The organism is Leptolyngbya sp. PL-A3, assembly GCF_039962325.1.
In the GTDB taxonomy this organism is placed as follows: Bacteria; Cyanobacteriota; Cyanobacteriia; order Elainellales; family Elainellaceae; genus Vacuolonema.
This window is the reverse complement of sequence record NZ_JAMPLB010000001.1, coordinates 61,063-83,559: the sequence shown is the minus strand read 5'-3', so window position 1 is coordinate 83,559 and position 22,497 is coordinate 61,063. Positions and strand designations below refer to the sequence as shown.

Below are 22,497 nucleotides of genomic sequence, written 5' to 3'. Positions count from 1 at the left end.
AGCCGCCGATAAGTTGTTCAGGGGGAAATGAGTACAGAGCCCCTCAGAACTGAACTCATTTCTTGCAAGTATTCCGCAAATGCTCGGAAAGCGATCAGTATTTGCTCGTTAAATTTAGCAACGTTGATGAAGTTTCTGATGGTTTTCCATGAATTAGGGGCATTTAACCAGAACTTACGCTTCCGAGGCTTCTGAAGTACTAGATTCTGGAGCGGTAGATCCACCATCTTCTGGCGCTGCTGCAACCTTCACCATGGCATGGCGCAGGACACGTTCTCCCAGAGTATACCCCCGTACCAGTTCTTCGATCACAGCGCCTTCGGGGTACTCAGCACTAGCTTCTCGAAGAACGGCTTCATGAAAATTAGGGTCAAACTCCTGACCTTCAGAACGCATTTGAGCTACCCCAATGCGCTTTAGACGGTCGACCAAATCTTTATAAACGCCCTGATAACTCTTATGAACTGAAAGCCCTTCTTCCGTCTGGGGCTTAATTTGCGATCGCGCCCGCTCAAAGTTATCCACCACAGGTAAAATCTCAATCACTGTCGAGCACTTCACCTGAAGTTCAAGGTCTTCCCGCTCTTTTTGGGTGCGTTTACGGAAGTTATCAAAATCTGCCGCAATCCGCATAAATTGAGTTGTACGGTCGTCCAGTTGAGCCCGCAATGAGGCAATTTCTTGCTGCAACTCTTCCGCACTGGCTCCACCCGTGGTTTCCCCAGTTGCATCAGAGCCTAAATTTTCACTGCCTTCAACTGGAACAGCATCTTCAACCGAAACAACATCTGCCCCACTTCCTTCCTGGGAAATGGTCTGTTGTTCCGAAGCCTGCATCTCTTCAATTCCATCGGACATCATGCCTTGCTCCATCTCCTCGACTGGCTTCTCTTGCAACAAACCTCAGACGCTACCCGAACATAAGTCTTGCGGTTAGCGACTCAACCTGGCCTGTGTTATATAAGATGCATCGCTGCTGACAGCGAACACTCGTACAAGCCTATCCTACTGAGGTATTTTACTGACAAGGTATTCACTGACAAGATTTTATTGACATCCAACAGTCGGCATAAACCCACAAACTGGCGTCGAATCTAACTATCTGTTGATTTTAACGATTTCAGGAGGGTTTTAAGCATAGATTTGCGATCGCCCAGCGATCTGGCAACCATATTTATGAAGCTAAGGTTGCCTTTTAAGCTCAAATTCTTCCGGCCTCCAGGACTGGGCTATCCGATTCCGCAACGGTTAACCCTAGACTTGGGGCGATCCAGTATCTTTACGGAAAGTTTACCTATCATCAACTATTATTTCCATCAAATCCATCTTCCCCGGGATCGGTTCTACGAAATTTTGCCTTCCTGTTATCAAACCTTTATGTTTGCGGGAATACTCAATCTACGACTGAAACAGAAACACTGGATTAACCATGGCTAACTCTTCCTCGCAGCGCCGCGCGCTGGTTGTTCAGCATAACTTCTCCCCCTTCAGCAACAAGCTCATCCAGTCGGGTTATGTCAATAATGAGCAGATGCAGCAGGCGCTGGTTGAGAGCCGCAAAACGGGTAGACCCCTAACCGACGTTCTTCAAATGATTACGGGCCAGCAGCTCCCCCCTGATCTGCTGCGTCAGTATAAGAAGCAACAGTTATTTGAGCTAAAGATTCTCTACGGGGTTGAATCGCTTGACCCCGAGATCAGTCAGATTTCCACGGCCCAGGTAGGTCAACTGATTGACACCCTGATCCCCGTCGACCTGTGTCGGCGGTATCGCCTCGTTCCTGTGTCGAAGACAGAGGGAGAACCCCCCTCCGCCCTGATTGCAATGGTCGATCCCGATGACCTGGCAGCTCAGGATGATCTCAACCGCATTCTGCGGCCTCAGGGGCTGGCCTTACAGCGCATGGTTATTACAGCCGAAGACTACCAGCGCATCATCTCTGAGTATTTAGATGAGCAGGTCGAGCGGCAAAAGCAACTTGAACAACAATCCAAAGTTGATGTGAAGGCCGACCTGGAAGGGTTGGATTACCTCGACCTGGAAGAGCCGGACGATGATATTGAGTCCAACCTGGACGTCGCTCTGGAGGATGCAGAGGCAGCTCCAGTCATCGCTCTGGTTAACAAGATTTTGGTAAAAGCCCTACAAGAAGGGGTATCTGACATCCACATTGAGCCCCAGGAAGAACACCTGCGGATTCGCTTCCGCAAAGACGGGGTACTGCGGGAAGCCTTTGATCCCCTGCCCAAAAAGATTATTCCGGCGGTAACCGCTCGCTTCAAGATTATCTCCAACCTGGATATTGCCGAACGTCGGATGCCTCAGGATGGCCGGATTCGTCGAATTTTTGACGGTCGCAAGGTCGACTTCCGGGTCAACACCCTGCCCAGCCGTTACGGAGAAAAGGTTGTGTTGCGGATCCTCGACAACTCAGCCACTCAGCTTGGCCTAGACAAGCTCATCACTGATCCTGACACCCTAACCATTGTGCAGGAAATGGTCGCCCGTCCCTTCGGTCTGATTCTGGTAACAGGGCCAACGGGTTCGGGTAAAACGACTACCCTGTACTCGGCTCTGGCAGAGCGTAATAGCCCAGGCGTAAACATCAGTACTGCTGAAGACCCGATTGAATATTCCTTGCCTGGGATCACCCAGGTACAGGTGATTCGGGAAAAAGGAATGGACTTTGCCTCAATTCTGCGAGCCTTCCTACGACAAGATCCAGACGTCATTCTGGTGGGTGAGACTCGGGACAAGGAAACCGCCAAGACTGCTATCGAAGCGGCGCTAACGGGGCACCTTGTATTAACAACACTGCACACCAATGACGCGGCCAGTGCGATCGCCCGCTTAGAAGAAATGGGCGTAGAAACCTTCATGGTATCCAGCTCTCTGATTGGTGTGTTGGCTCAGCGTCTAATGCGTCGGGTTTGCGCCGAGTGTCGCATTCCCTACAACCCCACCCCAGAAGAACTGGCTCGTTTTGGCTTGTCGGCATCCCGTGATGGCGAGATTACCTTCTACCGAGCTAATTCTCTATCAGTGGAGGAGATTCAGGCAGCGAAAAGCAACAACACATTGTGCTCAGCCTGCCGAGGAATTGGCTATAAGGGCCGTTGTGGCGTTTACGAAGTCATGCGGGTGACGGAACAACTGCAAACCTTGATTACAGAAGGCGCTCCAACAGAGCGGATTAAGGAAGTAGCCGTTGATGAGGGCATGAAGACCCTGTTAGCCTACAGCCTGGACCTTGTACGCCAGGGTGCAACCACCCTAGAAGAGGTCGAACGAGTTACCTTTACCGACACCGGCTTGGAGTCGGAGCTAAAGGCGAAACGGAAAACATCACTCACCTGTCGAAATTGTGCGGCGGAACTGAGACCCGAGTGGTTAGATTGTCCCTTCTGCACAACACCACGCTTCCAGGATTAATCCTCCTTGAACTTTGCGTGGCTTTGCAATCGGCTATAGAATCTTTGGTTTCGTTGCTCTTTACTAACCCATGTATTTGCTGAAGGAGACTATCCCATGCCCATGGATTTGATGATTGAAGACCTGATGGAGCAATTGATCGAAATGGGAGGGTCTGACCTGCACCTATCGGCTGGAGTACCCCCTTATTTCCGAATTAACGGTCACTTGACCCCCATTGGAGATGAACCGCTGACCCCAGAAGAATGTCAGCGTCTAATCTTCAGCATGCTCAACAACACCCAACGGAAAACTTTGGAACAGACTTGGGAGTTGGACTGCTCTTACGGCGTGAAAGGGTTGGCGCGCTTCCGGGTCAACGTCTATAAGGATCGGGGCACCTATGCAGCTTGTCTCCGGGCATTGAGTTCCAAAATTCCCAACTTTGACAAACTGGGTTTGCCCGACATTGTGCGAGAAATGGCCGAAAAGCCCAGAGGTCTGATTCTGGTGACAGGACCAACGGGTTCCGGTAAGACGACCACTCTGGCGGCCATGATCGACCTGATCAACCGCACCCGGGCTGAACACATTCTGACCATTGAAGACCCAATCGAATTCGTTTACGAACCGATTAAAAGTCTGATTCACCAGCGTCAGTTGCACGAAGATACCAAGAGCTTCGCCAACGCTTTAAGAGCCGCGCTGCGGGAAGACCCAGACATTGTACTGGTGGGTGAGATGCGGGACTTAGAAACCATTTCTCTGGCAATTTCTGCCGCAGAAACCGGTCACCTGGTTATGGGCACCCTGCACACCAGTTCTGCCGCCCAGACGGTAGACCGGATCATTGACGTGTTCCCTGCCGAGAAACAGCAGCAGGTTCGTGTACAGCTCTCCAACTCGCTGATTGCGGTATTCAGTCAAACCCTGGTATCCAAGAAGAACCCTAAGCCTGGCGAGTTTGGGCGGATCATGGCTCAAGAAATCATGGTCGTAACCCCTGCTATTTCCAACCTGATTCGGGAAGGAAAAACATCTCAGGTTTATTCTGCGATTCAAACCGGCGGTAAGTTGGGCATGATTACCCTGGAGAAGGCTCTAGCCGACATGTATAAGGCAGGCCAGATCTCCTTTGAAGCGGCAATGTCAAAGACCTCTCGCCCTGATGAATTGCAGCGGCTGATGGCTGGAGCTGGTGGCCCAGGGGCCCGTCCAGCCGTTCAATCCCGTTAATCTTAAAGAGTTGCTTTTCGTGTGCTTGGCGCACGAAAAGCAACCGATTCCGTTGGGGACATCTCCAACCATCAGGAAAGGGCTCTATCTCTTCGTGAACGTAAAACAGTTAGCGGTTCAACTTTAATTTTTTGTTTTTTAAAGAGCCCAAAGCCCAGGATTTATTTTCTACCTTAAACCCTGTGGCTATTATGGAGGCATCCAATATCCTGTCCTGCTGTCGCTTCATTAATTCACCCACTCGATAGCCTCACATTTCCACTCTTCGTTTTACTTCTGCTTGTGATAGAGCTATGCCTACTTATGTTGTCCGTGCCAGAGATGCTAAAGGTAACCCCGTCCGACGTAAAGTAACGGCGGAAACTCCGACGGATGTTCGGACTACCTTGCGATCGCAAGGTCTGTTCGTGCAGGAAATTAACCAGGATCGAAGCTTGATGGAAACCATCAATAACTTCGATATGAAGGAAGTTAGTACGGCCTTCGCGTCCGTGAGCGTGAAGGACAAAGCGATTTTCTCGCGGCAATTTGCCTCCCTGGTAAATGCAGGCGTTGCCATGGTAAGAGGTTTGGGAGTACTAGCCGATCAATGCCCCAACCCTAAGCTGAAGAAAGCACTTCAAGAAATTAGCTCAGATGTGCAGCAGGGGACTGACCTATCGGATGCCATGCGCAAGCACCCCCAGTGCTTCGATGGTCTCTATGTCAGCATGATCCAGGCTGGAGAAGTGGGCGGGGTACTCGATGAAGTATTAAACCGTCTCTCTAAGCTTCTGGAAGATATCGCCCGATTGCAGAACCAAATTAAGTCTGCGATGGCATACCCCATCACCGTAGGCGTGATTGCGGTCTCCGTTTTCATCGGGATGTGCGTTTTTCTGCTGCCCACCTTCGCTAATGTGTTTGAGGAATTGGGTGCAGAGCTGCCTATGTTTACCCAAATCATGCTAAACATCAGCGCAATTTTGCGAACTCCCATCTATTCCATCACGCTAATTGCGGTTGTAGCCCTTCTGGTCTTTGCTTACCGCCAATACTACAAAACTCGGGTCGGCCGGGAAACCATGGATCGGTTCTTCCTCAAGATGCCGTTGTTTGGTGACCTGATTCAAAAAACAGCAACGGCTCGCTTCTGCCGTACTTTTGGTGCTTTATCGCGCTCTGGGGTACCCATCCTGACATCGCTGGAAATTGTGCGAGATACCTCGGGAAACCAGGTGGTTGCCAATGCGATTGATTCTGCCCGCAGAGAAGTGCAAACCGGTGGCATGATTACCATGGCTCTTCAGCGAGAGCAGGTATTTCCTATCATGGCGATCCAGATGATCAGCATTGGGGAGGAAACCGGGGAACTGGACTCCATGTTGTTCAAAGTGGCCGACTTCTATGAGGATGAGGTAGAACAGTCGGTAAAAGCCCTAACCTCCGTTATGGAGCCCATCATGATTGTGTTCCTGGGGGGCATGGTTGGTTCGATTCTGGTTGCGATGTATCTACCGATGTTTAAGGTCATGGACGCAATCGGTTAAAATCTTAGCCCATTAAATCTCCTCAACATGAGGGATGAACAGCGGCGGAATCGGGTTTTAGGATCTGTTCCAAGCTCATAACCGGCACTTTTAGGGAGCCCTACAACATGACGGTTAAACAATCCCAATATGAAGAGTTGCTGGCGGAGTACTGCGACCATCAGGGGGCGATCGCGCTCCTCAAGCAGTACCGCTCCTACCTGGAAATGGTGCCGAGTATGCGCCGCCCCAGCGACAGTGTCATTACCATCCCCCTGCCAGTGGTTCGAGTTCGCCACACGAATCTAGCGGGGGATGGGGGAGTGGCCACCGTCAAAACATCCGAGACGGTGCTGCTGCCCTGTGATGTGGGCATCCTCATGTGTGACCCGGAGTGGAAGATTAAAACGGGCTCTGAGATTTTCGTATTCATTCACCGCCCCCAAGAGGACTTCTCAGATTTACTGAGTCGCTGGCGCCACACGCAAATGCTCTTGAATCGTGACTATGAGTGGGTGATGCCTCACCGCTACAAGCACATTCTGAATGAGGCGGCAGAAGATACCTACCCATTGTTCGTGATTTTTCCCGACACCCCAGAACGTATTCGGCGGGGGTTGCGGGGAGCAGGGTTACCCTTTGTGATCCAGCAGGTTGATGTGGCTGATGCCGAAGAACCTGAACTGATTGAAGAGGCAGACGATCTTTCCTACCTACCATTATCCGATGACACGTGGGGTGAGATAGGGGAAGGGTTCTAGCTGAAGCTGATAAAGAAGAAGCGGGGTGCTAAGCACCCCGCTTCTTCTTTATCAGGCTATTGTTAATCCCAATCATCAAGATGTTCGTCAGCCTGGGCAACCCCTTCCGAGTTTCCTTGCGCTTCGTATAAGGAGCGGGCCTGCTCCATGGCGGCGATCGCCTCCTGCCGACGCTCACGCCCATCGAGTGCCAAGGCAAGGTTGTAGTGCGCGTCTGCGTTATTGGGCGATATTTCGGTCCAGCGGCGGAAGGTCAGGATTGCTTGCAGATAGTCTTCCCGTTCAAGCTGGATATTGCCAAGGGCAGCCTGAGCCTCTGTGAGATCGGGCTGCACCAAAACTGCACGGTTGTAGTAGGACTCCGCTTGCTCCAGATTGTTCTGAGCCCGGTAGACGTCACCGACTTGCAGAAGAATGCGACCATTACGCGGCTCCAGCTCAGAAGCTCGCTTCAGAGCATCTAGACCCTCCCGCGTATTCCCTGCGTTTAGAAGGGCTACCCCTAGATTGACAAAAACGCTGCCATTACGAGGATTTTGATTCGCGGCCTGACGTAAGACCGTAACTGCCTCGTCATAACGCTCCTGCTGAATCAAAACAGCCCCAATGGCATCTTGAATTACAGCATTGTTGGGTTGTAGACTTCCAGCGCTCTGATAAGCCTCTAGAGCTTCCTCATATTTACCCTGGCGAGCCAGTACAACACCTAAACCAACCTGAGCATCAGCATTATTGGGGCGTAGCTGGGTAGCGCGGCGGTAAGCATCCGCAGCAGCGTCATAATTCTCCAGGTTGGCCTGGGCAAACCCGAGGGCCAAATAGAAATCAGAGTTATCATTCTCTAGAGCGATCGCCTGTTCATAGGCGGGTATCGCTTCCTCAAAGTCGTTCAGGCTGACATAGGCAAAGCCAATGGCTGAAAAAATACGAGCGTTGTCAGGCTCCAGTGTTGCCGCCTGTTGGTAAATCCGTACCGCCTCGGCATAATTGCGCCGTTGCATTAGGTCACGACCCTGACGTAACAATTCGTTGACCTGGCGGCCCGTCTGCTGGTTCCCTGAACCCTGCTGCTGAGCCAGCATCAACACATCGCCAGATGGGTCGGTGCTCGAAACAGCCTCATGGGCCGCAGCCAGGACAGGAGGCTGCAGGAGAAGCCATCCGCCCAGAGCTACTCCCATAGTAAGAAGCGTTTGCCGATTCACTGAACTACTCTCCAATCAGACACAACATCAAACCAGTGAACGTGAAATTATCCGATTCATTCTCTTCGGATGCAACCCGATCCGGTTCAATTAGAAAAAACTGTCTCGTATAGAGATCCAGCCTATGATCTTAACCACAACTGACGTACTTCAGGGATCCGTAATCGATGCTTATCTCGGTATCGTGACCGCTGAAGTAGTTTACGGAAGTAATGCTCTTCGCGATTTTTTTGCCGGCATTCGCGACATTATTGGAGGCCGAACCGCTAGCTATGAGCGGGTTTTCGAAAAGGGTCAACAGGATGCTCTGGTTGAGCTAGAACGCCGAGCCGCTCAACTAGGAGCAAATGCTGTCATTGGAATTCGTGTTTCTACAGGCACAATTAAACTGGACGAAACAGGGGTATTGCTATTAATTACGGCCACAGGAACTGCTGTACGGACTCAAGGCTAATCTGGCCACTGATAGGCCTTTTGTAGAAGGGAGTAGTGCCCTACAGCCGCCCTCTTCTATTAAGAGATAACCCTTCCGCTCTAGTAAGGTACGAGAGGATGTAGAACTTCGTCCTATCCTCTTGCACCTCACTAGTACGCTGAGGCGGAAATCCATCACCTATGTTTTTGTGTAGGGTGCGAAGCACCCTACACAAAAACATAGGTTGCGAACTTAGGCCGCAGCCTACTAGAGCGGAGAATGCTGTATTTCAGAGCAGATTGTCCCTGGAAACAATTGTTTTTGGGAAGGGGTGAAGCCGCTCTCTCAAAAACAATTACAGGTTATTTTATGGGTGACCCATAAGATAGACGACGCGGGGTAATGATGTTGGATACGCTATAAAGTAATCTTATAGCTTCTTTAGTTAGGCATATGGATTGTGTTAATGCATAAGGAATCTTATGCTATCGCAAACCCCTATCCAAACCCCAAAAGTCCCCCTCACGTCACAACAAAGATTATGGAACTCACCAATAGCTCCTATCCCGTTCGGGCATTCATTCGCCACAAGGCTGAAATGAAAATTCGGCAAGCTGAAGCGGCTGAAACGTTCTGCCCCCATGTCGACCGCATGCTTCTGAAAGATTTGGCAACGACGCTCTTCCGTTCACAACTTGGCACAGCGATTTACACAGCTTATCCCACCCGGGTAGAAGCCGAGGCCATCGAGGAACGTTTTGCCGAGGAGTTGGCCCAGACGTATCAACACATCAAGCAGCAGCAAACTAATCCAGATATTCAGAAACTTAATCAGCTTCTCGAATAAGTAACCGTTCACAGAATCAGTACTTGCTGTGACTTACGCATTCGTATTGTGAAGCAGGTTACACCTGGCCCGGAATACGAATGCGCAAGGCTTGTTGCAAAGGATTATAGTCTGAGTCTTGGTCAGGCCGTAACATGAGGTGGCGCAGCGCTTTGCACTGTGCCACCTCATGTTACGGTTATTCAAACCAATGTCCTATAACCTGTAGACCAAGAGCCTGGCCATGCTAGTGCTAACCCAACGGCATCCCGCCAACCGAACGACGCAAACCGCCCTGGTTCTAGCCCTGACTGCAGAGGAGCGAACGCGATCGCGCCATCACTTCACCACAGAAGATGGGCACTCGTTTTATGTGCAGCTTCCCCGGGGCACCGTCCTACAGGACGGCGACCTATTACAGGCTGAGTCTGGAGAATGGGTGCGCGTCAGTGCTCGACCTGAGCCTGTTATGACGGTGACAACAGAACATCCACTGGATTTGTTACGAGCCGCTTATCACCTGGGTAACCGCCATGTCTCCCTGGAAGTGACCCCACATTATTTACGACTCTCCCCAGATTCAGTGCTGAAATCTATGCTGCAACAGATGGGATTAAGCGTGGTTGAGGAAACTCAGCCGTTCCATCCGGAAACAGGAGCTTACGGTCACAGCCATCGTCATGCCCATGCCCACTAATTCGCTTGCCACTAACTCGCTCGCATTGTCGCGTTTGCTGCAGTTGGCCAGTCCTGCCTTACCTGTGGGAGCTTACACCTATTCTGAAGGGTTAGAAACCCTGGTTCAGGATGGGGTGCTCTGCCAAGTAGAAGCTTTGGAAAACTGGATCATTGCAGAATTGCAGCAGGGAGCTATACGGCTGGAAGCAGCCATCGTAGCTCAGGTTATGCGAGCCCTTCAGAATGAAGATATGACTGCTATAGAGCAGTGGAACAATTGGCTGTCAGCTCTGAGAGAAACAAGTGAACTACGGGAGCAGAGCTGGCAGATGGGGCGATCGCTCCAACGTCTTCTTCAAGAACTGGAACCCAGCCTTGCACCAACCCTAAAGGCCATAGGTGAGCCTTGCAACTTTGCGATCGCGTATGGAGTTGCAGCCCAACACTGGCACATTGATTGTCATGCCGCAGTCGTAAGTTACCTGCAAAGTTGGGCTACTAATCTCATTACCGGTGGCGTAAAGCTCATTCCGTTAGGACAAACGAAAGGGCAGCTTTTGCTGGCACGCCTCGCGGCTGTGCTTGAAGTCGTGGCGACTGAGGTGCAGGAACTTGCCCCGGAAGAATTTTATGCTTGTGGATGGGGTGTGGCGATCGCCAGCATGAATCACGAAACCCTTTACACCCGCCTCTATCGAAGTTAGAGCATTGGTTTGGTGGGCTAGCCATACAAAAAACTTACTATGGCATCATCCAAAACACGGGGTTATTGGCCATTTCTGTAATGTCATCCTGGGATATTGATCGATTCTTCGGCTGTTCTGTGGCGGAATGTTGAGTATTAGGAGACGGCTGGGGCTTCTGATTAGAGGCGCGAGAATTCACAGAGGGCTCAGTCGTCGCAGCAAAGGGAAGTTGAAAAAATCCGAACGCTTCCATAGTGGGTAGAGACTCCTTAGGATGCAGCAACCTGGTGGTTGAATGGTTACGCAAATACTCCTCGACGGCTCCACAGCAAAATCCGTACAATTTCGGACACTTTATAAATCGGTGGTTTTTGGCCAGATAGTTTAACGGAAATTCAAGGTTTTGAGGGGGGGCGATCGCAACCACTTCTCAAATTGGCTGCGGTAGAATGCAGGGTCATTGCCGACATCGTTATCAGCCTCTCAAAGAAATCTATGCAACCATTTCGTGTTGGAGTCGCGGGGCCAGTGGGGTCAGGGAAAACCGCTCTGGTGGAGCGGTTATGTAAAACGTTGCGCGATCGCCTCAACCTGGCAGTCGTCACCAACGACATTTACACCCAGGAGGACGCTCAGTTTCTGGTGCGTAATCAGGCATTGGAAAGCGATCGCATCATTGGGGTCGAGACAGGAGGGTGCCCTCATACTGCTATCCGCGAAGATGCGTCGATTAACCTGGTAGCCCTCGAACAATTAGAGCAGCGGTTTCAAAATCTCGATCTGGTCTTTGTGGAAAGCGGGGGTGACAACCTGGCTTCGACCTTTAGCCCCGAACTGGTCGATCTCACCCTCTACGTCATCGACGTAGCGGCTGGCGACAAAATTCCCCGTAAAGGTGGCCCAGGAATTACCCGCTCTGACCTGCTCATTATCAACAAAATTGATCTGGCTCCGATGGTAGGAGCTGATTTGGGGGTCATGCAGCGGGATGCAGAGAAAATGCGTGGCGACAAGCCCTTCGTCTTCACCAACCTAAAAACGGAGGAAGGCTTACCCAGCATCGTGGAGTTTATCCAGTTACACATGGGTCAATTGGTGCGGTGACATCCATTTTGCGTGTGTCAAGCACATTCAAAATGAATGCCAGTAACGTGAAGTGGGGGATGGTTATCCATCCCCCACTTCAAATCTTTTGGTCATTCCATCAGCCCCAAAATTACGATGGCCGGATGCGTGCCCACAATTACTGTTCACGAGCAATCTGACGCTTCAAGGGGCTTGTACCATCAGCAATCAGTAATTGGCTGGAGAGTCCATGCAAATGCTCAGCAGCGAACCGGAAATAAGCAGCAGCCCGCTGATCAGCTCCTAACTCCAGAAAATAAACGCCATGTTCCAGAGCGGCTTGGGCTAGAGCAAATTCACGGACGGTCACAGATGAAGACATGGTTTTCTCCCTAAACAGTTGGTTTTCGTTGCAATGGGGTCGGCGTGGGTTTTAGGCCAGTGATGCAAGTAGGAGGTGCGATCGCCACAGCCCCGCCCGACAAATCAACGGGCAATAGTAATGAAGCAATTGCTTCTGGCGGTAGCTCGGTTTACGGTGAGCCGCGTCGTAGCGGGCGATCGCCCAGGCGATCGCATTAGCTGCATCGACGGGAATTCCGGCTTCAATTAGTCGACGCCAATAAGTTGGAGTAATTTCACGGAGCGGCTTACGGGGGGCTTTCTGCTGTGTCACGATACACCTCTCAGGACGTTTTGGAACTCTCGTTTCGTTATGTTTACTATCCCGTGAAACTTCGCCTGATCAGGTGATTGAACCCCCCTAAAGATGGTGATTTTACAGGGATTATCCCGTGACGCAGAAGCGTCCTCGCTGGTGACAGAACAAAGCATTTCCTGTGATGTGCGTCACAACCCACGAAATTCGAGCACAATTCTTACTTAGGGAGAATGCCCAGTGTGTTGAGCAAGGTGTAGAGTACCTCTCACAGCGTGTTTATTAGTACTTCGAACAACTCGTTAAGTTCCAGACCTGTTGATATGGGGGTCTGAACGTCCTTGTATCGAGAGGTAGTACTACCTTGCGGCAGAAACCTTTATGGTTCTATGCCAAAATTTGCAACGAATTTGGATGAACTGAAAAACACACGCTAAAATAGAACACATGAACTAGTTCTAGGACGCGTCGTTATGAGTATCTTCCAACGACTTCAAGACGCTCTGGGTATTGGCGAGTACGAAGACACTTATGACGAGGAGTACCGCTACGAAGGGGAGTCCTACCCAGAGGTCTACCCCCCGCAAGCCCCGGCTGGAGCTTCCCGTCGTCGCCACCCAACCACACCTAATAGCAACGTCGTGGGTATGCCCGGTCTCCCTTCAGGTAATCCAGAGGTCCTCTTGATGGAACCCCGTTCCTTCGAAGAAATTCCTCAAGCGGTACGCGCCTTAAAAGAGCGAAAATCTGTTGTGCTCAATCTGGGGTTAATGGAACCTGAGCAGGCTCAACGGGCAGCAGACTATGTTGCCGGTGGAGCTTTTGCCGTTGATGGCCATCAGGAACGTCTAGGAGAACATATTTTCCTGTTCACCCCGAACAACGTGCAAATCAGCAGCTATTCAGTTCCCCCACCACCACCCCCGCCTTCGGCTACGCCGGTTCTGGCCCAGCCAACACCACCGGGTGTTTCCCCCTGGGCAAGCACAAATTTTCCAATTCAGCCGCAAGGTTTTTAACTCATTTTTTTAACCTGAGTTCGGGTTAAGTGTGTTTTCGAGTGCCGCGCGTTGCGCGGCACTCGAAAACACTCAATTTGGCGTGCGCTTTGCGCACGCCAAATTGAGCACTTCAGCTTATCCCGAACTGAGATTTTTTTAGGATATAACGCCCTTGCGGGGACGTTACATGCAACGTCCCTGCAAGGGCTTCACTATATTTGATTCACCAAGACTAACCAGCTTATAGCAACAAATCCGTTTCCATGGCGGCAATCTGATTGGCGTCACCCCATTTGACCAACCACTTCATGACTTCATCAGGAATGAATGTTCGTACTCGGGCTGCAGAGTCAATGCAGACATGCTTCGTAAAGGCCCGTGCCGCACAGGATTCCTGAACTTCTTTGACCCCGCGATCGACAACTTCAATAACATAGATTTCATAGGCCACCTCAAACTCACCATCCTTAATTTGTTTGGGGGTGGTGTAGATCTTGATATCGTCGCCGCAGAAGAGCGGACGCATAAAATCGATGGTGCTATGGGTGATAGGAATCGCAATCCGGGGATAGCAGAAGAACTGGTTGAGGTTGATGCCTGCTGCCCCTAATGATGCCTCGTAGGCCTCATGACACATGGAGAGGATGTTGGCAAAATAGGCCACCCCCGCAGCGTCGGTGTCTTGAAAGCGGACAGTGCGTTGATAGGTAAACGGCATGGCGATCGCTCAATCCAAAAAACCAGCATTCTCTATTGTGACTAGAATCGGGTCGTTATGACATAGATATTTGTTTAGGGACTTGCTATCGAATAAAATTCCATTTTGTCGCCACGTTGCAGCGACAAAATGGAATTTGGAAAAATTGAGATTCATTATCGCGGCCTGCATCCACGATCAATGAACCTACCTATCAGCTCCCACTGCAACATCCTCGTCACCTAAGGATTCCGGATGCAAAATACTGCTGAGAATCCGCTCAGGCCGACGCTCGTACTTCCAGGCAAAGGCATGGCGGAAGGCAGCATCCTGGCAGGCTTGCAACTGCTGGAAGCTGATAATGTCGTGGGTTAGCAGGGTTTCGTATTCAAATGGCAGGCGCACGTTGTGCAGCCCAGCGTTGTCGGTACAGATGGCGATGTCTACCCCAGCTTCAAAACAGCGATCGAACACCAACTTCAGTTGATGCAAGTCCTGCAAGGTGCCCGTCTTTAAATAGGTGGTGGGGCATACCTCTAGGCACTGGCCTTGCTGGGCCAACTGAGGCAACAGTTCCGGATGGAGCAACGGAATTTGGATCCCATGACCAATCCGCATCAGGTAAGGCAGGAGTTCGGGGTAACAGCCTTCGGTCGTCTCGTACAGATGCCCTGTGGTGTTGAGACCGAGGGAGCGCGCGTAGTCGTAGAGTTGAATAAACTCGTCGAGGCGATCGCGATAATGAGCATCTCCACCCGCTAGATCCACTGCACACACATATTGTGGGTACTGCGCTGCCAAGTCCACAATGGCCTTGTTTACCTCGTAGGGCAAGCGCGAGTGCATACAGAGGATTTGGCTGGTAACAATGGGGTACTCCCCAATCTGGCTGGACTTGCCGACGATATCGACAATCTGGCCCATCAGCTCAATTCGTTCAGATTGCTCCAGATGTTCCGGTGTTCGAAGGAAGGGAGTATAGCGCAACTCCAGGTACGCCAGGTTCTCGAACACATAGGCACCCCGCATCAAACGGTAGATGAAATAGGGAAGGGTGTCTTCCGTCTGCACACTCTCCACCATCGTATGGAGTTCCAGGTATTCGTCTAACGTGTTGCGGGGACGGGTATAGAATTCCTCAAAATCCGGATAAGCGGTAAACCGCTCGGTTAAATCTTGTCGATTTCGCTGAAAATAACGCCATAGGACACGGGGAACCACGGAGCCCCCCAAGTGACGGTGCAATTCCGCATATAGAGCCACAAAATACCTCTCAGAAAATTAGGGATTGAATAAACGGTTATCTCTGGAAGCTGACACAACGAAGCCGATCTTGAAACGTTGAGAACGTAGACAGAATGGGGCTTTGTGCTAAAAAAATGACCGTAACCAACCTGAGAGCCAAGCCAGGAAAAATAATCTGGCTTATGGGGCAATCAGCAACTCATCATTGACAGCTGTGACACCAGCTGCTGATAATGGGAGTTTGCGGATATTTCGATAAATTTTAGCAACTTTAGAGTCTTGGCAAACGTTGTAGTCATTGGTGCCCAATGGGGCGATGAAGGGAAAGGCAAGATCACCGATTTACTTAGTAAGTCGGCCGATATGGTGGTTCGCTACCAAGGGGGCGTTAACGCCGGCCATACCGTTGTCGTACAGGGGCAAACCTTCAAACTCCATCTCATCCCCTCTGGCATTCTGTACCCCAACACAGAGTGCATCATCGGTTCCGGCACCGTCATTGACCCCCAGGTTTTGCTCGGTGAACTGGATCAACTTCACGCATTGGGCATCTCGACCGACAATCTTTTGATTTCCGAGACAGCTCATGTGACCATGCCCTACCATCGCCTCATTGATAAGGCGTCGGAAGAGCGCCGTGGCGATCACAAGATCGGTACCACGGGGCGCGGCATTGGCCCCACCTATGCGGACAAATCGGAGCGTACTGGCATCCGAATCATCGACTTGATGGACCCCGACGGGCTGAGGAAGCAGCTCCATTGGGCCATCATGCATAAGAACGCAGTTTTGGAAAAACTCTACGATCTGCCTCCGCTGGAGCCAGCGGGCATTATCGAAGAGTACTTGGGCTATGCCGAGCGGCTACGTCCCCATGTAGTGGACAGTTCGCTGCGAATTGCTGAGGCCGTCCAGAAGCGCCGGAACATTTTGTTCGAAGGCGCGCAAGGTACATTGCTCGATCTCGATCATGGCACCTATCCCTACGTTACATCCTCTAACCCGGTTGCGGGGGGAGCCTGTGTCGGTGCAGGGGTTGGCCCAACGATTATCGATCGGGTCATTGGCGTGGCAAAAGCCTATACGACTCGCGTGGGAGAAGGGCCCTTCCCAACGGAGTTGGATGGGGATCTGGGCAACGAGCTGTGCGATCGCGGCGCTGAGTTCGGCACTACCACTGGGCGCAAACGGCGCTGCGGTTGGTTTGATGCCGTGATCGGACGTTATGCCGTACGCATCAACGGTCTCGACTGCCTGGCCATCACCAAGCTAGATGTGCTGGATGAAATGGACGAGATCAAAGTCTGCGTAGCCTACGACATCGACGGCCAGCGGATTGAGGCATTCCCTACCAGTGCGCGGGTGTTTGCTCGATGCCGTCCCATCTACAAGACCGTGCCGGGTTGGAAGCAATCCACCGCCGACTGCCGCACCCTGGATGATCTGCCAAAACAAGCGTTGGATTATCTCAAGTTCCTGGCAGAATTGATGGATGTGCCGATTGCGATCGTCTCTCTGGGAGCCAGCCGGGATCAGACCATTATTGTGGAAGATCCCATCCATGGCCCTAAGCGGGCCTTGCTCTATACCCAGGAAGTGGCGGGAGCTTAATGGCTTGTTTTGCCTCTATTAATTTTCGTGGGGTCGAAGCTCCCCGCGAAAATTAGCCAGATCATAGGTCTGAATTTGGTTCCCCCAAATTGGAGTAGAGGCGAGATAATAAAGGTTTGTGCGTTTCGTGCAACGGCTTTGCGTGTCAATTTTTCGTAGTTAAGGTGAAATGAGTTATGGAACTGACCCTTGAATGTAAAACCCGGCCTGAGAATGCCAAGCCGAACGCCATCCGTCGTGGTGGACAGATCCCGGCTGTGCTCTATGGCCATAATGGCACCGAGTCTGTAGCCCTGGTGGTTGAAGGCCGCGAAGCAGAGCGTCTGATGAAGAAAGCAGTGATCAACAACACGGTGATCACCGTCAACGTTCCCGAAATCTCTTGGAGCGGCAAGACCCTGCTGCGCGAAGTACAGACCCACCCCTCTAAGGGTTCGTTGTACCACCTCAGCTTTTTCTCCTTTGCGGCTCACGGTAGCATTGATATTAAGCTACCAATCCACTTCGTTGGCATATCTGAAGGTGTGAAGAGCTACGGCGGTATGCTAGACACCGTGATCAACGAACTACCTGTACAAGGTCAGCCCGATCGCATGCCTGACTTCATTGAAGTAGACGTAACCAACATGGCCGTAGGGGACGCGATTAATGTGGGTGCCCTGAACCTGCCGGAAGGGGTTCAAACCCAACTGGATCCCGAAACCATTATCGTTTCGGTACTGCAGGGCCGTCCGGATGCGGGTGCCGCTGCTGAATAAGGCTTGAACGGGGACGTAGCACTTACGTCCTGATAAGCCAGGGGTTTCTATGGAACCCCCTTGAAAAACTTGACCATACTCAACTGTTTTTTAGCAACATTTGAGACACTGGGAGGGGGCGATCGCCCCCTCCTTAGTTTTATGTCCGCCTATCCTTCTACAACCTATCCCTATGACCGAAGCCAGCCTGCCCCCCTTGATTCAAGCCATGCAAAAACCGGAGTTTTACCCCCACCCGGTGACAGTTCCCGTCGAGCTAATTCAAACACACGTTTCTTATGTTCTATTGACGGGCGATTATGTCTACAAGGTCAAAAAACCAGTCAACTTTGGCTTTTTGGACTTTTCTACCTTGGAGAAGCGGCAACACTTCTGCCAGGAAGAGCTGCGGCTCAACCAACGAGGAGCGGCAGCACTGTATCTGGAGGTACTGCCCATCAGCCAGGTAGATAGCGAGTATCAGCTCGGGGATGAAGGGAACGCTGTCGAGTACACAGTCAAGATGCGGCAGTTCCCGCAGGATGCCTTGTTAAGCAGCCTATATGACCGGGGCGAATTGACGGAAGCATTAATTCAACAGCTGGCCGTCAAAGTCGCGGCATTCCACAAAACGACGCCTACTAACGATTACATTCGAGGGTTCGGTGCCGTTGGGCAAATCCGCCAAGCCTTTGATGAGAACTATGAGCAGACTGTGGGGTTCATCGGCGGACCTCAAACTCAGCAGCAGTTTGATGAAACCCAGGCCTATACCGATCGTTTTTTTGGCGATCGCACATCCCTCTTCGAACAGCGAGTACAGCAGGATAAAATCCGCGAGTGCCACGGGGATCTGCACCTGCGAAACATCGCGTCCTGGAATAACGAACTCTGGTTGTTTGACTGCATCGAGTTCAACGAGCCGTTCCGCTTCGTGGACGTCATGTACGACGTAGCCTACATTGTGATGGATCTGGATATCCGTCAGCGCCCTGACCTACGAGCTCTGTTCCTTAATACTTACTTCGAGGAAACGGGGGATTGGGAAGGGTTACAAGTGCTGCCAATCTACGTCAATCGGCAAACCTACGTGCGTGCGAAGGTTATCTCTTTCCTGCTCAATGACGCAGGAGCATCCGCCGCTGAGAAGCAGGCCGCCAGTGATACAGCTGCTCAGTACTACCGATTGGCGTGGGAATATACCCAACCGCGCAAAGGACAACTGGTTCTGATGTCGGGATTGTCGGGTTCTGGTAAAAGCACAACAGCTCGCGCTTTAGCAGCCCGCACCGGGGCCATTCACATTCGTTCGGATGCAGTTCGTAAGCACTTAGGTGGAGTTGCCTTGCAGGAACGAGGCGATGCCAGCCTGTACACCCCTGAAATGACCCAAAAGACTTATCAGCGGTTGCTAGATCTGGGTGTGGCTCTGGCTTCAGAGGGGTACACAGTGATTCTGGATGCCAAGTATGATCGACAAGAGGTGCGGCAGGAAGCAATCATTCAAGCAAAAAACCATCAGCTTCCCCTGACGCTGCTACATTGCACGGCTCCGTTAGAGGTGTTGAGCGATCGCCTGCAAAAACGCACGGATGATATTGCTGATGCCACCGTAGAAGTACTGGCTCAGCAATATTTCGAGTCATTTCTCGACAGCGAGCAATCCTACGTGACAACGCTGGAGAGCACCCAAGACATTACACCCCAACTAGACCCAATCGTGCAGCAAATTCAAAGCGCATGACCTCGCCATGGTAGACAGAAACGGTATTGGCACTGGCCTTAAGCTCTGGCTCATTCTATTACTCACCTTTTTTTTCCTGGGCTATCCGGCAGTGCTGGCCATCCTCTGGGCTCTAATTGGCAGTTTTGCGGGGGGCGTGATTGCAGCGAACTTAAACCTCAAAACGCCCCCACCTATGGCAAAGCCTATAGACAAAACTGGAGAGGGTTCCTCCGAGCGGGGCCGATTTACGCTTCGCAGACGAGTTGAGGAGCGAAACCAGGTAGGAAATTCTATATTTGGGCGTTGGGGTCGGCGGATCGACCGTTCCTCTAAGCCTCGTCGATAGTACTCCTGGTACTAATACTTCACGACACCAATTCTGAGAGATAGGATGGGGTGAGCTTGGCCCGCACATCCTACCTCTCAAAATTAATGACCTGTTAAAATCCTATGATGGGATACTATTAGGCATAGCGGAAACTGGCCTATGTTTGGTAGTGTAGAGCACTCTGCACTCCGTACGATCAAACATAGGCAAACTTAAACCGCTGAATAGTAAATGGCAAGATGAACTCACCAACCCGGTGATATAGCGTTACATCATCTAGTTAGGGCAGTTTATTTTTGAAAAGCTGGGCTCCGCCCAGCTTTTCAAAAATAAACTGCCTGGTTCTAAGCGTGTAACGTAGTACAAAGAGACTGAGGCTTTGTTGCGGGGGTGCAGCAAACCATCACTCTCTTTATATTGCCGAAGTAATAAGTTTGAAGGTAGTGCAAAGCATCGCCACTAAACTTAGGTTCATTTCCACCTTGGTGTCATAGTAGGAATAACAAGCAACCTCCCCGCGAGATATTTTCCGGAACCAGGATGAGAAGAATTTGTGAATCCTTCAAAATTCCTGGGGAAATCACGGATGTTCTTTGTAAAATATCGTTTTACAAGAATAAGTAAGTTTTCCTGTGATGGTTCGGTAGGTCGCCTATTCCTGAAACGTCTAGCTTGAGCATCTACCATGTCGCCGATCGTTCTTAATGAGACCTCTGTAAAACCCTTCTGTTTCTATTTAGATGGCAATCTCTGTAAGGGAGTGAGCTATCAAAATCGGCTGTATCATTTGGTGGAAACCCTTAACGCTGGGAATTTAGAGCGGGTAAGGGAGATCTGCCTGGATCTACGACGACAGAAGCTAACATGCATCATTACAAGAACCGAGCATCACTATCGGATTTGGACAGATTTAAGAGCGATGCAGGTTGGCACGGAAGTTGCTAAGCCTGTGCTACCAGTATCTTTCTCAGCAGCTAGCGAGCTACAGGCTTTATAAGAAACGCTGAACTCGCGGTAGCATCAGAGGCAGTGGAATAATCTCTGCGTTCTGGATGTCATGGCCGATACCTCTTCAACTGGGCTAACGCTGCGCTCGGCGACGGCGGCTGATGCCGATTTAATTTTTGCCTTGATTGGCGAACTGGCCGACTATGAAAAACTGCGCCATCAGGTGACAGGCAGCGCTGCCGACTTAGCTCAACATTTGAGTGGAAATCCTTCAGTTGTCGAAGCGATTGTGGCGGAATGGAATCATCAACCCGCTGGATTTGCTTTATTTTTTACTAATTACTCAACCTTTCTCACAAAGCCTGGCTTGTACCTTGAGGATCTTTATGTAAAGTCCGAGTATCGGGGGTTGGGGATTGGAAAAGCTTTGCTCAGCCACTTAGCTGGCCTTGTTCAGGAGCGGGGTTACGGGCGTCTGGAATGGAGCGTATTGGACTGGAATGCGCCCGCGATCGCCTTCTATGAGCGGATGGGAGCTACCGTATTGCCCGACTGGCGCATTTGCCGGGTAACGGGAGATGCGATCGCCACTCTGGCATCTCAGGCAGAATCTAGCCCGGCCTAGGAGCTACAGGACTTACACAGTTTTGTGGAGTATATGTGCTTCTATCCGGAACCAGGAAGATTATTTTAACCTGAGTTCGGGTTAAGGGTGTTTTCGAGTACCGCGCGTTGCGCGGCACTCGAAAACACTCATTTTGGCGTGCGCTTTGCGCACGCCAAAATGAGCACTTCAGCTTATCCCGAACTGAGGTTATTTTAGAGAAGCCACGCTCAGCGCAGCTTTTCTAAAATAATCTGTCCGAACCAAAGTGCGTAAGGCGATATCAGGAGGGTTGTGATATTTAGCTCTTGCAGCAAATTCTAGAACCCTTATTTTTTCGTCACTTCGCAACGGGAAATACGGTTTCGGGGGTTGAGTTTCAGCAAAGATGCAAGATGTGCGTAACCAACTTCGTTAATGATAAAACAGTTGATTCTATCCGTTGCTGAATGGAGCGATGCGATGGGTGTAGAACCGCAGTTTCCATTCCATCGCATCGCTCCATTCAGCAACACCTGACTTCATGAAAGACTTGCAGAACGGACATCCCACAACATGAATCGCTCTTTTTAAAAGCAGCCTCAACATGCAACTAAAGGCATCCTTGAATCCATTACATCATGAGCCTTTCACCTTATAAAAAGCTTACGTTCTTGTAAGAAAGCGATCGCCCACTCAAAAGCCGTCCTAAACTTTTAATAGAAGGCTCTGGTGAGTTGGGTCTTAGCCTCACCCCCTGGAGTTCCACATAGCGTACAACATCGGATTGGATTGTGACCTATGGCAAAAACCATTTGGGTAAATGAACAAATCGACCCATCCGGGTTGATTTACACCTGCATTGCCTGCTGCAACCAGGAACAGGCCGAAGCATGTCACGACTCGTTTGAAACGAATCTGACGGACGAGCAGAAGGCAATGGGGTGGATCGCCCGCCTACGTACCGTTGAAGATTGGGATGATGTCCCCGTTAACTCTCTCAAACTGGATTAATTATTCAAAGACTTACGCAGTTTTTTGATGGGTGGCAGACAACGAAGATGCGCCTAATATTCTATGTCCTGCCTAAGCGGAACGTACAATATTAGGCGCATCTTCATATTGAATTGGTATTGCTAGTACGCTGAGGCGGAAATCCATCACCCATGTT

At 50.8% G+C, this 22,497-nt stretch carries 24 protein-coding genes; 18 read left to right on the top strand and 6 right to left on the bottom strand.

All coding sequences use genetic code 11. The features are described 5' to 3' along the window. Positions 1 to 174: 174 nt before the first annotated feature. Positions 175 to 861, bottom strand: a complete 687-nt coding sequence (gene grpE / locus NDI52_RS00335; RefSeq protein WP_242035903.1) for a nucleotide exchange factor GrpE — start codon at positions 859 to 861, stop codon at positions 175 to 177. Positions 862 to 1,176: 315 nt separating this feature from the next. Between grpE and NDI52_RS00330 the strand changes: the two genes are divergently transcribed. The 5 genes from NDI52_RS00330 to NDI52_RS00310 all read left to right on the top strand — a co-directional run bounded on the left by NDI52_RS00330 (position 1,177) and on the right by NDI52_RS00310 (position 6,917). After that, entirely contained in the window at positions 1,177 to 1,437 is a 261-nt protein-coding gene (locus NDI52_RS00330) for a hypothetical protein (protein WP_190770313.1), read from the top strand. Continuing rightward, on the top strand, positions 1,430 to 3,433 hold the full coding sequence (locus tag NDI52_RS00325) for a GspE/PulE family protein (RefSeq protein ID WP_190770312.1): 2,004 nt from the start codon (positions 1,430 to 1,432) through the stop codon (positions 3,431 to 3,433). The genes NDI52_RS00330 and NDI52_RS00325 overlap by 8 nt, the downstream gene beginning before the upstream one ends. Before the next feature lie 102 nt (positions 3,434 to 3,535). Next, the gene (locus NDI52_RS00320) at positions 3,536 to 4,648 is read left to right on the top strand and encodes a type IV pilus twitching motility protein PilT (protein ID WP_190770319.1); all 1,113 of its coding nucleotides are present in this window, start codon (positions 3,536 to 3,538) and stop codon (positions 4,646 to 4,648) included. 293 nt (positions 4,649 to 4,941) lie between these two features. Beyond that, positions 4,942 to 6,177 carry a type II secretion system F family protein gene (locus tag NDI52_RS00315; RefSeq protein WP_190770311.1) on the top strand — a complete coding sequence of 412 codons (1,236 nt, stop codon included), beginning with the start codon at positions 4,942 to 4,944 and terminating at the stop codon, positions 6,175 to 6,177. A 107-nt stretch (positions 6,178 to 6,284) separates the two neighbouring features. Continuing rightward, positions 6,285 to 6,917: a hypothetical protein gene (locus NDI52_RS00310; protein WP_190770310.1), complete on the top strand. Its 633-nt coding sequence runs from the start codon at positions 6,285 to 6,287 to the stop codon at positions 6,915 to 6,917. Between the two features lie 62 nt (positions 6,918 to 6,979). Here NDI52_RS00310 and NDI52_RS00305 read toward each other — a convergent pair whose 3' ends face one another. Further along, complete coding sequence (locus NDI52_RS00305; protein WP_348256310.1) at positions 6,980 to 8,098, bottom strand: tetratricopeptide repeat protein; 1,119 nt, start codon at positions 8,096 to 8,098, stop codon at positions 6,980 to 6,982. 148 nt (positions 8,099 to 8,246) lie between these two features. On the opposite strand from NDI52_RS00305, the gene NDI52_RS00300 reads away from it, so the two are divergent. The 5 genes from NDI52_RS00300 (at position 8,247) to ureG (ending at position 11,831) form a co-directional block, all read left to right on the top strand. Then, the gene (locus tag NDI52_RS00300) at positions 8,247 to 8,576 is read left to right on the top strand and encodes a YbjQ family protein (protein WP_190789459.1); all 330 of its coding nucleotides are present in this window, start codon (positions 8,247 to 8,249) and stop codon (positions 8,574 to 8,576) included. Between the two features lie 502 nt (positions 8,577 to 9,078). Beyond that, on the top strand, positions 9,079 to 9,384 hold the full coding sequence (locus tag NDI52_RS00295; RefSeq protein ID WP_190771344.1) for a hypothetical protein: 306 nt from the start codon (positions 9,079 to 9,081) through the stop codon (positions 9,382 to 9,384). A gap of 223 nt (positions 9,385 to 9,607) precedes the next feature. After that, positions 9,608 to 10,060, top strand: coding sequence for an urease accessory protein UreE (gene ureE / locus NDI52_RS00290; protein ID WP_190771343.1), 453 nt, complete (start codon positions 9,608 to 9,610; stop codon positions 10,058 to 10,060). Continuing rightward, positions 10,044 to 10,745, top strand: coding sequence for an urease accessory protein UreF (locus tag NDI52_RS00285; RefSeq protein ID WP_348250378.1), 702 nt, complete (start codon positions 10,044 to 10,046; stop codon positions 10,743 to 10,745). The genes ureE and NDI52_RS00285 overlap by 17 nt, the downstream gene beginning before the upstream one ends. A 477-nt stretch (positions 10,746 to 11,222) precedes the next feature. Next, on the top strand, positions 11,223 to 11,831 hold the full coding sequence (gene ureG / locus NDI52_RS00280; protein ID WP_190771341.1) for an urease accessory protein UreG: 609 nt from the start codon (positions 11,223 to 11,225) through the stop codon (positions 11,829 to 11,831). A gap of 139 nt (positions 11,832 to 11,970) precedes the next feature. Here the strand turns inward: ureG and NDI52_RS00275 are convergent, their stop codons facing one another. Next, positions 11,971 to 12,174 (bottom strand): hypothetical protein, encoded by a 204-nt coding sequence (locus tag NDI52_RS00275; protein WP_190771340.1) that lies wholly within the window; start codon positions 12,172 to 12,174, stop codon positions 11,971 to 11,973. A gap of 51 nt (positions 12,175 to 12,225) precedes the next feature. Then, positions 12,226 to 12,468: a hypothetical protein gene (locus NDI52_RS00270; RefSeq protein ID WP_190771339.1), complete on the bottom strand. Its 243-nt coding sequence runs from the start codon at positions 12,466 to 12,468 to the stop codon at positions 12,226 to 12,228. A 455-nt stretch (positions 12,469 to 12,923) separates the two neighbouring features. Here NDI52_RS00270 and NDI52_RS00265 point away from each other — a divergent pair, with 455 nt between their 5' ends. Beyond that, entirely contained in the window at positions 12,924 to 13,469 is a 546-nt protein-coding gene (locus tag NDI52_RS00265; protein ID WP_190771338.1) for a cell division protein SepF, read from the top strand. A gap of 223 nt (positions 13,470 to 13,692) precedes the next feature. On the opposite strand, the gene NDI52_RS00260 is transcribed toward NDI52_RS00265, so the two are convergent. Continuing rightward, complete coding sequence (locus NDI52_RS00260) at positions 13,693 to 14,169, bottom strand: thioesterase family protein (protein ID WP_190771337.1); 477 nt, start codon at positions 14,167 to 14,169, stop codon at positions 13,693 to 13,695. Between the two features lie 186 nt (positions 14,170 to 14,355). Next, entirely contained in the window at positions 14,356 to 15,411 is a 1,056-nt protein-coding gene (locus NDI52_RS00255; protein ID WP_190771336.1) for an adenosine deaminase, read from the bottom strand. Between the two features lie 261 nt (positions 15,412 to 15,672). Here NDI52_RS00255 and NDI52_RS00250 point away from each other — a divergent pair, with 261 nt between their 5' ends. The 7 genes from NDI52_RS00250 to NDI52_RS00220 all read left to right on the top strand — a co-directional run bounded on the left by NDI52_RS00250 (position 15,673) and on the right by NDI52_RS00220 (position 22,340). Then, a complete protein-coding gene (locus NDI52_RS00250; RefSeq protein WP_190771335.1) occupies positions 15,673 to 17,004 on the top strand; it encodes an adenylosuccinate synthase in 1,332 nt (443 codons plus the stop codon). Positions 17,005 to 17,180: 176 nt separating this feature from the next. After that, complete coding sequence (locus NDI52_RS00245; protein ID WP_190771334.1) at positions 17,181 to 17,762, top strand: 50S ribosomal protein L25/general stress protein Ctc; 582 nt, start codon at positions 17,181 to 17,183, stop codon at positions 17,760 to 17,762. 172 nt (positions 17,763 to 17,934) lie between these two features. Next, the gene (locus tag NDI52_RS00240; RefSeq protein ID WP_190771333.1) at positions 17,935 to 19,485 is read left to right on the top strand and encodes an AAA family ATPase; all 1,551 of its coding nucleotides are present in this window, start codon (positions 17,935 to 17,937) and stop codon (positions 19,483 to 19,485) included. A gap of 7 nt (positions 19,486 to 19,492) precedes the next feature. Next, entirely contained in the window at positions 19,493 to 19,813 is a 321-nt protein-coding gene (locus tag NDI52_RS00235; protein WP_190771332.1) for a hypothetical protein, read from the top strand. Positions 19,814 to 20,480: 667 nt separating this feature from the next. Next, complete coding sequence (locus NDI52_RS00230) at positions 20,481 to 20,792, top strand: hypothetical protein (RefSeq protein WP_190771331.1); 312 nt, start codon at positions 20,481 to 20,483, stop codon at positions 20,790 to 20,792. A gap of 60 nt (positions 20,793 to 20,852) precedes the next feature. Further along, a complete protein-coding gene (locus NDI52_RS00225) occupies positions 20,853 to 21,368 on the top strand; it encodes a GNAT family N-acetyltransferase (protein ID WP_190771330.1) in 516 nt (171 codons plus the stop codon). Positions 21,369 to 22,127: 759 nt separating this feature from the next. Further along, positions 22,128 to 22,340 (top strand): glycogen debranching protein, encoded by a 213-nt coding sequence (locus NDI52_RS00220; RefSeq protein WP_190771329.1) that lies wholly within the window; start codon positions 22,128 to 22,130, stop codon positions 22,338 to 22,340. The last annotated feature ends 157 nt before the right edge of the window (positions 22,341 to 22,497 follow it).

Excerpts from the sequence above, each read along its gene's own strand:
- NDI52_RS00220 (WP_190771329.1), top strand. The coding sequence starts at position 22,128 with ATGGCAAAAACCATTTGGGTAAATGAACAAATCGACCCATCCGGGTTG.
- NDI52_RS00320 (WP_190770319.1), top strand. The coding sequence starts at position 3,536 with ATGGATTTGATGATTGAAGACCTGATGGAGCAATTGATCGAAATGGGA.
- NDI52_RS00330 (WP_190770313.1), top strand. The coding sequence starts at position 1,177 with ATGAAGCTAAGGTTGCCTTTTAAGCTCAAATTCTTCCGGCCTCCAGGA.
- NDI52_RS00325 (WP_190770312.1), top strand. The coding sequence starts at position 1,430 with ATGGCTAACTCTTCCTCGCAGCGCCGCGCGCTGGTTGTTCAGCATAAC.
- ureG (WP_190771341.1), top strand. The coding sequence starts at position 11,223 with ATGCAACCATTTCGTGTTGGAGTCGCGGGGCCAGTGGGGTCAGGGAAA.
- NDI52_RS00310 (WP_190770310.1), top strand. The coding sequence starts at position 6,285 with ATGACGGTTAAACAATCCCAATATGAAGAGTTGCTGGCGGAGTACTGC.
- grpE (WP_242035903.1), bottom strand. The coding sequence starts at position 861 with ATGATGTCCGATGGAATTGAAGAGATGCAGGCTTCGGAACAACAGACC.
- NDI52_RS00295 (WP_190771344.1), top strand. The coding sequence starts at position 9,079 with ATGGAACTCACCAATAGCTCCTATCCCGTTCGGGCATTCATTCGCCAC.
- NDI52_RS00245 (WP_190771334.1), top strand. The coding sequence starts at position 17,181 with ATGGAACTGACCCTTGAATGTAAAACCCGGCCTGAGAATGCCAAGCCG.
- NDI52_RS00300 (WP_190789459.1), top strand. The coding sequence starts at position 8,247 with ATGATCTTAACCACAACTGACGTACTTCAGGGATCCGTAATCGATGCT.
- NDI52_RS00275 (WP_190771340.1), bottom strand. The coding sequence starts at position 12,174 with ATGTCTTCATCTGTGACCGTCCGTGAATTTGCTCTAGCCCAAGCCGCT.
- NDI52_RS00260 (WP_190771337.1), bottom strand. The coding sequence starts at position 14,169 with ATGCCGTTTACCTATCAACGCACTGTCCGCTTTCAAGACACCGACGCT.
- NDI52_RS00265 (WP_190771338.1), top strand. The coding sequence starts at position 12,924 with ATGAGTATCTTCCAACGACTTCAAGACGCTCTGGGTATTGGCGAGTAC.
- NDI52_RS00240 (WP_190771333.1), top strand. The coding sequence starts at position 17,935 with ATGACCGAAGCCAGCCTGCCCCCCTTGATTCAAGCCATGCAAAAACCG.
- NDI52_RS00225 (WP_190771330.1), top strand. The coding sequence starts at position 20,853 with ATGGCCGATACCTCTTCAACTGGGCTAACGCTGCGCTCGGCGACGGCG.
- ureE (WP_190771343.1), top strand. The coding sequence starts at position 9,608 with ATGCTAGTGCTAACCCAACGGCATCCCGCCAACCGAACGACGCAAACC.
- NDI52_RS00285 (WP_348250378.1), top strand. The coding sequence starts at position 10,044 with ATGCCCATGCCCACTAATTCGCTTGCCACTAACTCGCTCGCATTGTCG.
- NDI52_RS00230 (WP_190771331.1), top strand. The coding sequence starts at position 20,481 with ATGTCGCCGATCGTTCTTAATGAGACCTCTGTAAAACCCTTCTGTTTC.
- NDI52_RS00235 (WP_190771332.1), top strand. The coding sequence starts at position 19,493 with ATGGTAGACAGAAACGGTATTGGCACTGGCCTTAAGCTCTGGCTCATT.
- NDI52_RS00305 (WP_348256310.1), bottom strand. The coding sequence starts at position 8,098 with ATGGGAGTAGCTCTGGGCGGATGGCTTCTCCTGCAGCCTCCTGTCCTG.
- NDI52_RS00315 (WP_190770311.1), top strand. The coding sequence starts at position 4,942 with ATGCCTACTTATGTTGTCCGTGCCAGAGATGCTAAAGGTAACCCCGTC.